Origin of the sequence: Lacinutrix venerupis, from assembly GCF_003663945.1 — a bacterium.
In the GTDB taxonomy this organism is placed as follows: domain Bacteria; phylum Bacteroidota; class Bacteroidia; order Flavobacteriales; family Flavobacteriaceae; genus Lacinutrix; species Lacinutrix venerupis.
The window spans coordinates 137658-151001 of record NZ_RCCH01000005.1 but is presented as its reverse complement, the minus strand read 5'-3'; the positions used below and the strand labels follow the sequence as shown (position 1 = coordinate 151001).

Genomic DNA, 13344 nt, shown 5'->3' with positions numbered 1-13344 from the left:
TAGTAAATTTATAAAGCAAAAATACAAAAACAGATAATGATTACAAGCATTTTTAGTAAATCTAAACCAATTAATTTTTTAATTGTTTTTTCATTGTCTCTTTTGGCATTACTTATTGCTACCAATAAGTATAGCAATATTGTGTTAAATACCACTTCTGTTTTTAAATTAATAGCAGTTTTTGCGTGCTGTTTTTTATCTATTTTATTGGTAGATTTTATTGTTACAAAAAACTCGTTATCTCAAAAAGGAAATACAGAGGTGTTGCTGTTTAGTATCTTTCTTCTTACGGTACCACAAGTATTTTTAAAATGGGAAGTTGTATTATCTAATTTTTTAGTACTACTAGCATTAAGACGAATAATTAGTTTAAGAACCCAAAAAGAACATATAAAAAAATTGTTTGATGCAGGTTTTTTAATAGGCTTAGCCAGCTTGTTTTATTTTTGGTCGCTCCTCTTTTTTCTTCTCATATTTATAGCGTTATTATTCTATTCAGAATCTGAGATAAAAAAATGGATTACTCCTTTTCTTGGTTTATTAGCAATTATAATTTTATCCATATCCACATCTATAATAATAAAAGACGATTTCTTTTCGTACTTAAATATAAATCCTAAGGTAGGTTTTAACTTTACTGTATATAATTCTATTCAGTTTATTGTTGCAATTACGGTATTGTTGTCGTTTGGTCTATGGTCATCTTTATTCTATTTAAAAGATATTAATAAAAAGAAAAAAACATTTAGGCCATCTTATAAAGTTATCTTTATGGCGTGCGTTGTAGCATCTTTAATAGTTATAATTTCTCCTAAAAAAAATGGTAGTGAGTTTCTTTTTCTGTTTGGACCTTTAACTATTATTTTTTCAAACTATATAGAAACTATAGAAGAAAAATGGTTTAAAACACTTTTTGTTGTTTTGTTATTAATAGTACCAGTTGTATTATTAATGTTGTAGTTTTTGCCCAAAAGCCAAATCTCCTGCGTCACCCAAACCAGGTACAATATAACCTTTGTTGTTAAGGTCTTTATCTACAGTTGCAATCCATAAATGCGTGTTTTCTGGAAAATGTTTTGCAGCAAAATCTACACCTTCTTGAGCTCCAATAACAGCAGCTAAATGGATTTCTTTAGGAGTTCCAAATGGTTTTAAAGCTTCATAAGTAGCTAGTAAAGATTGTCCTGTTGCTACCATTGGATCTGCAAGTACTAATGTTTTACCTTCTAAATTTGGGCAAGCTAAATACTCTACCACAATTTCAAAAGTATCAGGATTTTCTTTGTGATGTCTGTAAGCAGATATAAAAGCATTTTCTGCCTTGTCAAAATAATTTAATAAACCATTATGTAAAGGTACACCTGCTCTTAAAATAGAGCATAAAACAACATCACTATCAATAGTTTTAACAGTAGTTTTTGCTAAAGGAGTTGTAATTTCTTGATTTTTAAATTTAAAGGATTTGCTCATTTCATAACTTAAAACCTCTCCAATACGTTCTATGTTTCTTCTAAAGCGCATACTGTCCTTTTGTATATTGACATCTCGTAGTTCGGAAATAAAAGTGTTTAAAATTGAATTATCTTCAGATAAGTTATGAATATGCATTATTGTGAATCTAAGTTATTGAATGGTAAAGTTAAATATTTATCCGTAATTTTACATTTCAAAAAATTAAATCAATATGTTTTCAACTAAAGCCAACGCTATTTTTCAAGAAGTAATAGCTAAATATCACGAAATTAACACTGTAGACCAGCCGTTTACAAATAAATATGAAAAATCAGATTTATTAGAGCACTTATTATATAGAAAATGTTGGATAGATACAGTACAGTGGCATTACGAAGACATTATTAGAGATCCACAAATAGATCCTGTTGCAGCTTTAGAATTAAAGCGTAAAATTGATGCATCTAACCAAGATAGAACAGATATGGTAGAGTATATTGATAGTTATTTTTTAGAGAAATATAAAGATGTTTCTCCAAAAAGTGATGCTACAATTAATACCGAAAGTCCTGCTTGGGGAGTAGACAGGCTATCAATTTTAGCATTAAAAGTTTATCATATGGAAGAAGAAGCAACAAGAAGTGATGCTTCTGCCGAACATAGAGCTACTTGCCAGAAAAAATTAGATATTTTGTTAGAGCAACGCGTAGATTTATCTACAGCAATAGACACTTTATTAGAAGATATTAGCAAAGGAGACAAATACATGAAAGTGTATAAGCAAATGAAAATGTATAATGATGATGAGCTTAATCCTGTTTTAAGAGGACAAAAGTAATTTTTGCAGTAACAGCAAGAGTTTCCATAACAAACCTATGGCATTTTCTTAATAATAAGTAAGTAAATTCTATATGCCAAAACCAAAGCACATTTTAGTAATTCGTCTCTCTGCAATGGGAGACGTTGCTATGTCTGTTCCTGTTTTAAGGGCTTTTATACAACAATACCCAAATGTTAAGGTAACAGTTTTAACACGAGAGTTTTTTAAGCCTTTTTTTAGAGATTTAAAAAATGTAACTATTTTTTCTCCCGATTTAAACGGAAAACATAAAGGTTTTTTAGGTCTTTATAAATTGTCTAAAGAATTAAAAAGTCTAGGCATTGATGAGGTTGCAGATTTACACAATGTATTAAGAACAAAGATTATTAAGTTTTTTTTCTTCGGAAAAACCTTTAAACAAATTGATAAAGGAAGAGAGGAAAAGAAAGCATTGGTAGTAGGACAAATATTTGAACAGTTAAAAACTACACACGAGCGTTATGCCGATGTTTTTAGAAAATTAGGTTATACAATTAATCTTTCTAATTCTAATTTTCCAGAACAAAAAATACTGGATCAAAGCACACAAGATTTAATTAAAAAAGATAATAAAAATTGGATTGGTATTGCGCCTTTTGCTCAATATCAATCTAAAATGTATCCTTTAGATTTATTAGAACGTGTAATATTTGAATTATCAAAATCTAATAAAATACTCTTATTTGGTGGTGGTAAAAAAGAGATTAAAATTCTAAACGCTTTTCAGGATAAATATAGTAATGTTATAAATCTAGCAGGAAAATTATCTTTAAGTCAAGAGTTAGATGTTATTTCTAATTTAGATGTTATGTTAGCTATGGATTCTGGTAACGCACACATAGCGGCAATGTTAGGTAAAAAAGTAGTTACTATTTGGAATGTTACACATCCTTTTGCTGGATTTTCTCCATTTAATCAACCAGAAGATTATTGTTTACTATCAAATAGAAGTCAGTTTCCTTTAATACCTACTTCTATTTATGGCAATAAATTTCCAGAAAATTATAAAGAAGCTTCAAGAACCATTGCTCCAGATACGGTAATAAAAAAAATAGATTTTATTTTAGCTAATAATAAATAAAAAGCCTCACTAAAAGTGAGGCTTATAAACTTGTAACGTATTAAAAATATCTACTGTTTTATCCCTTAAACTAACAAATTTTTAGCGTTACAATAATTACAAAGCTATGCAGTTAATCGAGATAATTATAATAAAAATGTAGTAGTATTCGGTAATTCGACAAAAAACTTAAAAAACAGATTAAAAACGTTTTTGTGTTATACGTCATCATAATCTACAACAATTTTAGAACTTTTAGGATGTGCCTGACAAGTTAAAATTAAACCTTCGGCTACTTCATTATCTGTTAAAATATTGTTTTGTCTCATAGTTGCTTCGCCTTCTGTAACTCTAGCAATACAGCTACTACAAATTCCACCTTGACAAGAATAAGGTGCGTCTAAATCTTTGTCTAAAGCAGCTTCTAAAATAGTTTGCGATTGTTTCATAATAAAAGTTTCCTCTTCATCATCAACAATAACTTTAATTTCGGTTTCTCCAGTATTTACAGCATTTTCTATAATTTGCTTTGTTTTGGCAACTTTAAAAAGCTCAAAAAATACATTGTCTTTATCTACATTATTTTCTGTTAAAACATCTTTTACTGTGTGTATCATTGCTTCTGGACCACAAAGATAAAATGCATTTATAGTAGTATGTTTATATTTGTTTTTTACAATTAAGTTTACGGTACTTTTCTCAATACGTCCAAATAAAGCGTCTGGTTCTTGAGATTGGCTATACACAAACTTAACATCGAAACGGTCTTTATATTGGTGGTGAAGATTTAATATTTCATTTAAAAAAATAGTGTCTTCTGTGGTTTTATTACCATAAACTAAAACAAATGTGCTGTTAGGTTCTTCTTCTAAAACAGTTTTTGCAATACTTAATATAGGAGTAATACCACTTCCAGCAGCAAAAGCAGCAATAGTTCTTGTTTTAGAACTGTCTGGTAAAAAGATAAACCGACCTTGAGGTTCTGCAACTTCTAAAACATCATTCTCTTTTAATGTGTTATTTGCATATTTTGAAAAAGTTCCATTTTCTACTTCTTTTACAGCTACAGTAATATCTCCACTTTTTGGAGAAGAGCATAAAGAGTAATCTCTTCGTATCTCTTCACTATTTATAGAGGTTTTAAGGGTAATATATTGTCCTGCTTTAAAGTTAAAGTTTTGCTTTAAAGTATCTGGTACATTAAAACTTAATGTAACAGATTTATTTGTTTGACGTGTTATTTTTTTTATTGATAATTTATGAAAATTAGCCATGTTTTTATTTTTTGTAAAAATAGTGAACAAGAAATTAATTTCATTTTGATTGTAACAAAAACTATGTTAATATTACTAACTATTAAACCAAAATAATAACTATGCTCAAACATTTTATTAGTTTAGAATGGAAATCCTTTTTTAGATCTGCTTCTTTTAAAGTTAATTTGTTTCTTAAAATATTAATGGCTATTGCAGCATTTTTTATGCTTATTTATGCTTTAGGAATTGGAATAGGCGCTTATTTTCTTATCGAAAAGTATGTAGATCCAGATCCGTTAAAAATTGTAAATAAGTTTTTAATTTTCTATTTGGTTGCAGATTTGGTTATGCGTTATTTTTTACAAAAAATGCCTATTGTAAATATAAAACCATTACTGTATCTACCTTTAAAAAAAGATCAAGTGGTAAGTTTTGGTATTAAAAAAACAATGATATCTTTTTTTAATATTCTGCACGCTTTCTTTTTTATACCGTTTTCTTTTGTATTAATTTTTAAAGGAGGATACGACGCTTTTGGAGTTATAGGGTGGCATTTGGCAATGTTAGGTCTTTTTTACTGTAATAATTTCATAAACATTTTTGTTAATAATAAAGATGTTGTTTTTTACTCGGTAATAGGTTTAGTAATTGCTTTTGCTGCTATGTATTATTATAATATTTTTAATATTACATTATTTACACAACCAATTTTTCAGGCATTTTACAATCAGCCTTATTTAGCAATAATTCCTTTGGCCTTAGCATTTATACTTTATAAAACAGCATTTACATATTTTAGAAATAACTTTTATTTAGATGCTGGTTTAGCAAAAAAAGTAAGTATTGCCGAAACAGATAATATGGGTTGGTTAGATCGTTTTGGTAGTGTTTCTACATTTTTGAAAAACGACATTAAACTTATTAAAAGAAATAAACGCTCAAAAACAACAGTTATAATGAGTGTTATTTTTATTTTTTACGGGCTACTTTTTTTTACTAATTCTATAGAGATGTACAATGGGCCTTTTTGGCGTGTTTTTGCAGGGATTTTTGTTTCCGGAGGTTTTCTATTTAGTTTTGGACAATTAGTACCGAGTTGGGATAGCGCTTATTATCCATTAATGATGAGCCAAAATATTCGTTACAAAGAATACTTAGAATCTAAATGGTATTTAATGGTTATTGCAACCGTTATTTCTACTATAATAGCATCATTTTACTTGTATTTTGGCTGGCAAGCATATGTTGCTGTTGTAGTTGGTGCAATTTATAATATAGGTGTAAACTCTCATGTAGTACTTTGGGGAGGTGCATATATAAAAACTCCTATCGATTTAACATCTAACAAAAAGGCGTTTGGAGATAAAAAAGCATTTAACGTAAAAACTTTATTATTAACCATTCCTAAATTAATATTACCAATTGTAATTTATGCTATAGGTCACTTTGCACATAGCGACATTTTAGGTTTTGCTTTAGTTGCAGTAGCAGGTGTTTTAGGGTTTTTATTTAAAAATAAAGTATTTAAAATAATAGAAAAAATATATAAAGCAGAAAAGTATAAAACTTTAGAAGCTTATAAACAAACAAATTAAAAAAGTTATGATTACAACATCAAACCTTTCAAAAACTTACAACGGAGTAACAGTTTTAAATATTGAAAATTTAGATATTCCAAAAGGACAAAGTTTTGGATTAGTAGGAAATAATGGTGCAGGAAAAACAACATATTTTAGTTTGTTATTAGACCTTATTCAACCAAGTACAGGACATATAAAAAATAACGATGTTTTAGTTAACAAAAGTGAAGATTGGAAGCCATTTACATCGGCTTTTATAGACGAGACATTTTTAATAGGTTACTTGACACCAGAGGAGTATTTTTATTTTATTGGAGAACTACGTAATCAAACTAAAGAACAGGTCGATACACTTTTAGCTCAGTTTGAAGACTTTTTTCACGGAGAAATTTTAAATAAGAAAAAATATTTAAGAGATTTAAGTAAAGGAAACCAAAAAAAAGCAGGAATTGTTGCTGCACTTATTGGTAACCCAGAAGTTATTATTCTCGATGAACCATTTGCTAATCTCGATCCAACAACACAAATTAGATTAAAAGGAATTATTAAAGACTTAGCACAAACCAAAGGAGTTACTGTATTAGTATCAAGCCACGATTTAATGCATGTTACGGATGTTTGCGAACGTATTGTTGTGTTAGAGAAAGGTCAAATAGTTAAAGATTTAGCAACTAATCCTGCAACTTTAAAAGAATTAGAAGCTCATTTTTCTGGAACAGCAGAGGTGTGATTTTTTATAAGCTAAAGTCTAAGTATAAATGTTAATTTTAACAATTACATTTATAAATGTATTTTAGTTATAGATTATAGTTTTTAATGCGTTATGGTAATCTAACTTTTTCAACTTTCAGCATATTTTTTACTAAAAACGTAAAAAGATGCTTATTTTTACAAGCTTATGTAGATAACTATACTAATTTCAAAAGTTTTTAGTTATCTAAATTAGACTAAACACTATAGCGTTGAAAACAGTAAAATACTTCATATTACTTACAGGCATTTCGGCATTGTTAATTACAGGTTGTTCGCGTAAAAACGACAGTTTTATTAGCCGTAATTATCATGCAGTAACAACCGAATATAATATATTATACAATGGTAATATTGCTTTCGAAAAAGGTAGAAAAAGCTTAAACGAAGCTTATAGAGACAACTATTGGGAAATTTTACCAATAGAGCGCATGCAAATATTAGATGAGGTAATTTTGCCAGGCCAATCTAAAAACGCAGATTTTACTCTTGCAGAAGAAAAAGCTGTAAAAGCCGTACAAAAGCACGGTATGAATATTCAAGGCAAAGAGCATAATCCACAAATAGACGAGGCTTATTTACTGTTAGGAAAATCACGTTATTTCGATCAACGTTTTGTGCCAGCCTTAGAGGCTTTTAATTATATTTTGTATAAATATCCAGCAAGTAGCAATATAAATCAAGCAAGAATTTGGAGAGAAAAAACCAACATGCGTTTAGAAAACGACGAGTTGGCAATTAAAAATTTAAAAACACTTATAGAACAAGTAGAGCCAAAAGGTCAAGATTTAGCAGATGCCACATCTACAATGGCACAAGCCTATATAAATATAAAATCTTTAGATAGTGCTTTAACACAAATTTCTATTGCTGCCGAAGCAACTAAAAATCGTTTCGAAGAAGGAAGATACTATTTTATTAAAGGTCAATTATATAATGCATTAGAAGATAAAGATAGTGCAAACATAGCATTTGATAAGGTTATAGATTTAAACCGAAAAATCCCACGTAAATACTTAATAAGTGCTCACGTAGAAAAAGCTAAAAATTTCAATTACGAAAAAGGAAATAAACAAGAGTTTTTAGAGCATTTAAAAAAGCTAGAAAAAGATAGAGAAAATAGACCTTTTTTAGATCACATATATCACCAAGTTGCTCAGTATTATATAAACCAAAAACAAGATTCTTTAGCTACAGTTTACTATAATAAGTCTATTAGAACAAACTCTTCAGACAAAATTCTAATGTCAAGAAACTACGAAATTCTAGGAGATATGAATTTCGATGTTAATAATTATAAGTTAGCAGGAGCATACTACGATAGTACAATGACTAAAATGGTTGAAAACAGTAAACCATACAGAATTATTAAACGTAAAAGAGAAAATTTAGATGATGTTATTTATTATGAAGGCGTAGCCGAAGTAAATGATAGTATTTTAAATCTTGTTAAAATGGGTGAATTTGATAGAGCACGTTTTTTCGAAGATTATGTAGCAAAATTAAAATTAGAAAGAGAAGCAGAAGCAGAACGTTTAGCTATACAAGAACAAAAAGCCATTTTATCTCAAAACAATTCTGGTCAAGCACAAAATAATAGCTTTAAGCCTAAAGGAAATTCGGCAAATGCCTCATCATTTTATTTCTATAATGACCAAACGGTTGCTTATGGAAAAAATGAATTCTTACGCATTTGGGGAGATAGAGAAAATACAGATAATTGGAGATGGTCAGATGGGTCAAAAGCCACACAATTTGCAACAACATCTAATGCTGAGAATTTAAATCCAGAAAATAATAAACTTTTAGATGTAGATTTTTATTTAGCACAAATTCCTTCAGACGAAAAAGAAATAGACAGTATCTCTAAAGAAAGAAATTTTGCATACTACCAATTAGGATTAATTTATAAGGAAAAATTTAAAGAGTACGATTTAGCAAAATCTAGATTTACAGACTTATTAAATAATAATCCAGAAAAACGATTAATACTTCCTGCAAAATATAACTTACTTAAAATGTATGAAACTTTAGGGAGAACTGCAGAAGTAAATATTCTTAAAAACGAAATAATTACAAATTATCCAGACTCACGTTATGCACAAATTTTAAGTAATCCAGAAGCTGCATTAGCAAAAGACGAAAGTAGTCCTAAAAGTATTTATGAGAATACATATAAGCAATTTGAAGCTCAGGAATTTGAAAGCGTTATAAAAAAATGCGTAGAATACATTAATACATTTGAAGGCGATGAAATAGTGCCAAAGTTCGAATTATTAAAGGCTTTTGCTGTAGGAAGGTTACACGGTTTTGAAGCTTATAAAAAAGCAATTAATGAAGTTGCTGTTAATTATGCAAATACAGAAGAAGGTATACAAGCACAATCTATTTTAGATACCTCTATAAAAGGATTAGAAAACTCAGAATTCGAAGACGATTTAACCGCTACTAAATGTAAGGTTGTTTATCAATTCCCAAGTGCATCAAAAACTGAAATTAATACATTTAAAAAGACATTAGACGAAACCATAGAATTAGCCAAATACAATAATTTATCTACATCAATAGATGTGTATAGTAAAGATAAAACATTTGTGGTAGTGCATGGTTTAAGAAGTATAGAAGCAGCAAAAGGCTTTACAGATATATTTCCATCAGAATTAAAATATAAAATCGATCGTCCGTTTTTTGGTATTTCAACTAACAATTATAGGACAGTTCAAATTCATAAAAACTTACAAGCCTACATGGCAAATAAATAATTTAAATTAATAACCATGTTTTCTGATAATAAAAAAAACAAACAAAACGAAAACTCATCAATTCAAAACATAATAGCTAAAGGCACAAAAATAGTAGGTACTTTTAGTAGTGAAGGAGATATTAGAATAGATGGCATTATAGAGGGAGACATTATTACACCTGGAAAAGTTGTTGTTGGAAAAACAGGAGAAATACACGGTTCTCTAGAAAGTAGTAATGCTTACTTTGAAGGTAAATTAATTGGTGAATTAAAACTAACAGGTACATTAACCTTAAGGTCTTCTGCTTATATTGAAGGAAATGTAGTTACAGAGAAATTAGCCGTAGAACCTGGTGCAACATTTAATGTATCTTGTGTTATGAAATCTACAGTAAAAGATATTAAAGGTGACCAAAAAACAAAAAAAACAGCTTAATCCATATGTAAGGTTTACATCTATTGCCATTCAAATGGGATTAACCATTTATCTAGGTAATCTATTAGGCGAATGGTTAGACGAAAAATATAATACAACATATTGGGAAACCTCTATTAGCTTATTAGCTGTATTTATTGCCATATATAGTGTAATAAAGCAAGTTATTAATTTTACAAACAAACAAAAGTAAATGGTAAAGCAAGTTTTAACCGCTTTTTTTTTATGCTTAATTTTAGCAGTTATATGTATTCTAATTAATACTCAATTATTAGTTACACCATTACGTTTCTCTATAAATGCTATTTATGGTTTTCATGCAATAGCTTCTTTTATAGTATATGTGTTAGTGTTTTTTATATATCAAAAAATGCCAAACCAAGCAGGATATATATATTTAACCAGCGTATTTGTAAAAATGGGCGTGTTTGTTTTAATGTTTAAAAATACTGTTTTTTCTATAGATGAGCTTACAAAACCAGAACGTATAACCTTGTTAGTTCCCCTAATATTGTTCTTAACTTTAGAAGCTGTTTTAGTATCAAAAATATTAAGCCAAGACAATAAGTAAATTAGCCTTTTTTTAAGGTAGAAAAACTTAGTTTAAAAAAGGGTTTGGAATTTTAATTTATTGTGTACCTTTGCACAAATTTTTAAGAGAGCATAAATTTCATATTTTTAACAAGAGTTATGGTGATTGCAAAAAAATCTATTAAGTTACTAGCTGTTTTATTCATGGTTTTTGGCATGTTTACTGTTCAGGCAGAAAACGATACGCCTCAGCATGGAGACGTTTCTGGAAATCAGGTAGATACGCCGGAAGAGATTAATTCATATATCCAGCATCACTTAAAAGACTCGCACGATTTTCATTTTTATACAGATAATTCAACTGGGAAGCATTATAGTTTTCCGTTACCGGTTATTGTTTGGACTAGTGAAGGTTTAAAAACTTTTATGTCTTCAGCTTTTCATCATGATGATGCTGGGCACGAGATTGTTGATGCAGGTGGAGTTAAGTTAACAAAAATACACTCTAAAATTTACGAGTTAAATCCTGGAGAAACAGAGGTTGCTTTCGATGAAGAGCATCACGCAACAAATGCAAGTAAAGTTATAGATTTTTCTATTACTAAAAGTGTATTTGGTATGTTGGTTACAGGACTTATTATGTTATTAGGTTTCGGAGCTTTAGCACGTGGTTATAAAAAAGGAAATACAATACCAAAAGGTGTTGGTCGTGTTTTAGAACCTTTAGTATTATATGTTAGAGACGAAATAGCAAGACCAAATATTGGAGAGAAAAAATATAAAAAATTCATGAGTTTTTTATTAACAGTGTTTTTCTTTATATGGATTTTAAATTTATTAGGTTTAACACCATTAGGTTTTAATGTAACAGGACAAATTGCTGTAACAGCTGCAATGGCGATATTTACAGTAGTTATTTATATGTTTAGTGGTACAAAAGATTTTTGGGCGCATACTTTATGGATGCCTGGTGTACCAGTAATCTTACGTCCTATATTAGCAGTTATAGAGTTAGTAGGTTTTGTAATAATCAAGCCATTCTCTTTATTAATACGTTTATTTGCAAACATTACAGCAGGTCACTTTGTTGTAATGAGTTTAGTAGCGTTAATGATAACAATGAAAGCATCTTTTGGTCCAGCAGCATCAACAGGTATGTCTTTAATTTTAACCTTATTTATTATGGTTATTGAGCTTTTAGTAGCTTTTTTACAAGCATTTATTTTCACGATGTTATCATCGTTATTTATAGGTATGGCAGTCGAGGAACACGACGACCATCATTAATAAGAATTTGTTTAATTAATATTTATAAAAACCAAATTAGTATGTACAATTTAATTGGAGCAGGATTAATCGTAATCGGAGGAGGAATCGGATTAGGTCAAATTGGAGGAAAAGCAATGGAAGGTATTGCTCGTCAACCTGAAGCAGCTGGAAAAATCCAAACTGCGATGATCATCATCGGTGCCTTATTAGAAGGTTTAGCATTCGGTGCATTAATCTTAGGAAAATAATATTTCCTTTAAAAAACAAGAGCATTTCTGCAACGGTTGGTTGCAGAAATGTTTTTAAAAAAATTAAACAAACAATAATTTATAATACATCATTATGGATCAGTTATTAAACGATTTTTCGCCAGGATTGTTTTTCATGCAAATCATTATATTAATTATATTAATAGTGTTAATGCGTGCCTTTGCTTGGAAACCAATATTAGGAGCTTTAAGTACTAGAGAAGAAGGTATTCAAAATGCATTAGATTCTGCAGAAAAAGCAAAATTAGAAATGCAAAATCTTCAAGCAGATAACCAAAAGTTATTAAACGAAGCACGTGCAGAACGTGAGGCTATGCTTAAAGAAGCTCGTGAAATGAAGAACACAATGATTGACGATGCTAAAACTGAAGCAGAAGCACAAGCAAGCGCAATGATTGCACAAGCACAAGCAGCTATAGAAAGTGAAAAGAAAGCAGCAATGGCAGAATTAAAAAGTCATGTAGCTGGTTTATCTGTTGATATAGCAGAAAAAGTAGTACGTCAAGAATTATCAAATAAAGACAAGCAATTAGCATTGGTAGATTCTTTATTAGGTGAAGCAAAATTAAACTAGTCTAAAAAATGGCAGGAGCAAGAGCAGCAATACGTTACGCAAAAGCAGTGTTAAGCTTAGCACAAGATCAAAATACAGCAGAAGCTGTAAATAACGATATGAAGCTAATAGCAAACACTATTGCAGGTAGTAAAGATTTACGCGACATGCTTAATAGTCCTGTAGTAAGTCCTTCAATAAAAAAAGCATCTTTATTAGAAATTTTTAAAAACACTAATGCGTTAACAGTTAATGCAATAGATACTTTGATTGCTAATAAAAGAATTGCTATATTAAACGACGTTGTAAAACAATATTCAATATTGTTCGATCAACATAAAGGAACTCAAGTTGCTACAGTAACAACAGCATTACCTTTAACAGACGATTTAAAGTCTAAAGTTTTAGCAAAGGTTAAAGAATTAACAGGTAAAGAAGCTGAAATTAAAAATATTATAGATGAAAGCATTATTGGTGGTTTCATTCTTAGAGTAGGTGATTTACAATATAATGCAAGTATTGCAAACCAGCTAAGCAAATTAAAAAGAGAATTTACATTAAACTAAGATATTTATATCTAAATAAA

15 protein-coding genes are annotated in these 13344 nt (G+C 29.3%); 13 read left to right on the top strand and 2 right to left on the bottom strand.

Annotated elements, in window-relative coordinates; all coding sequences use genetic code 11:
• The first annotated feature begins 36 nt into the window (after positions 1–36).
• Entirely contained in the window at positions 37–960 is a 924-nt protein-coding gene (locus CLV86_RS08910) for a DUF6427 family protein (protein ID WP_121051720.1), read from the top strand.
• Here CLV86_RS08910 and upp read toward each other — a convergent pair.
• Positions 949–1608 carry a uracil phosphoribosyltransferase gene (upp, locus tag CLV86_RS08905; RefSeq protein WP_121051718.1) on the bottom strand — a complete coding sequence of 220 codons (660 nt, stop codon included), beginning with the start codon at positions 1606–1608 and terminating at the stop codon, positions 949–951. The genes CLV86_RS08910 and upp overlap by 12 nt on opposite strands.
• A 76-nt stretch (positions 1609–1684) precedes the next feature.
• Here upp and CLV86_RS08900 point away from each other — a divergent pair, with 76 nt between their 5' ends.
• Positions 1685–2290, top strand: a complete 606-nt coding sequence (locus CLV86_RS08900; RefSeq protein WP_121051716.1) for a DUF4254 domain-containing protein — start codon at positions 1685–1687, stop codon at positions 2288–2290.
• Between the two features lie 73 nt (positions 2291–2363).
• Positions 2364–3392, top strand: a complete 1029-nt coding sequence (locus tag CLV86_RS08895; RefSeq protein WP_121051714.1) for a glycosyltransferase family 9 protein — start codon at positions 2364–2366, stop codon at positions 3390–3392.
• Positions 3393–3589: 197 nt separating this feature from the next.
• On the opposite strand, the gene CLV86_RS08890 is transcribed toward CLV86_RS08895, so the two are convergent.
• Complete coding sequence (locus tag CLV86_RS08890) at positions 3590–4645, bottom strand: ferredoxin--NADP reductase (protein ID WP_121051712.1); 1056 nt, start codon at positions 4643–4645, stop codon at positions 3590–3592.
• 101 nt (positions 4646–4746) lie between these two features.
• Between CLV86_RS08890 and CLV86_RS08885 the strand changes: the two genes are divergently transcribed.
• The 10 genes from CLV86_RS08885 (at position 4747) to atpH (ending at position 13324) form a co-directional block, all read left to right on the top strand.
• Positions 4747–6222, top strand: a complete 1476-nt coding sequence (locus tag CLV86_RS08885; RefSeq protein WP_121051711.1) for a DUF5687 family protein — start codon at positions 4747–4749, stop codon at positions 6220–6222.
• A 7-nt stretch (positions 6223–6229) separates the two neighbouring features.
• The gene (locus CLV86_RS08880) at positions 6230–6937 is read left to right on the top strand and encodes an ABC transporter ATP-binding protein (RefSeq protein ID WP_121051709.1); all 708 of its coding nucleotides are present in this window, start codon (positions 6230–6232) and stop codon (positions 6935–6937) included.
• A gap of 232 nt (positions 6938–7169) precedes the next feature.
• Positions 7170–9719 carry a type IX secretion system periplasmic lipoprotein PorW/SprE gene (gene porW, locus CLV86_RS08875; RefSeq protein ID WP_121051707.1) on the top strand — a complete coding sequence of 850 codons (2550 nt, stop codon included), beginning with the start codon at positions 7170–7172 and terminating at the stop codon, positions 9717–9719.
• A 15-nt stretch (positions 9720–9734) separates the two neighbouring features.
• On the top strand, positions 9735–10136 hold the full coding sequence (locus CLV86_RS08870; protein ID WP_121051705.1) for a bactofilin family protein: 402 nt from the start codon (positions 9735–9737) through the stop codon (positions 10134–10136).
• Complete coding sequence (locus CLV86_RS08865; protein ID WP_249037467.1) at positions 10108–10329, top strand: AtpZ/AtpI family protein; 222 nt, start codon at positions 10108–10110, stop codon at positions 10327–10329. Before CLV86_RS08870 ends, CLV86_RS08865 begins: the two co-directional genes overlap by 29 nt.
• Positions 10330–10707, top strand: a complete 378-nt coding sequence (locus CLV86_RS08860; RefSeq protein WP_121051701.1) for a DUF6168 family protein — start codon at positions 10330–10332, stop codon at positions 10705–10707.
• Positions 10708–10826: 119 nt separating this feature from the next.
• Entirely contained in the window at positions 10827–11954 is a 1128-nt protein-coding gene (atpB, locus tag CLV86_RS08855) for a F0F1 ATP synthase subunit A (RefSeq protein WP_121051699.1), read from the top strand.
• A gap of 41 nt (positions 11955–11995) precedes the next feature.
• A complete protein-coding gene (gene atpE / locus CLV86_RS08850) occupies positions 11996–12184 on the top strand; it encodes an ATP synthase F0 subunit C (RefSeq protein ID WP_004569351.1) in 189 nt (62 codons plus the stop codon).
• Positions 12185–12278: 94 nt separating this feature from the next.
• Positions 12279–12779, top strand: a complete 501-nt coding sequence (locus tag CLV86_RS08845) for a F0F1 ATP synthase subunit B (protein WP_076731516.1) — start codon at positions 12279–12281, stop codon at positions 12777–12779.
• An 8-nt stretch (positions 12780–12787) separates the two neighbouring features.
• Positions 12788–13324 carry an ATP synthase F1 subunit delta gene (gene atpH, locus CLV86_RS08840; protein ID WP_076731515.1) on the top strand — a complete coding sequence of 179 codons (537 nt, stop codon included), beginning with the start codon at positions 12788–12790 and terminating at the stop codon, positions 13322–13324.
• The last annotated feature ends 20 nt before the right edge of the window (positions 13325–13344 follow it).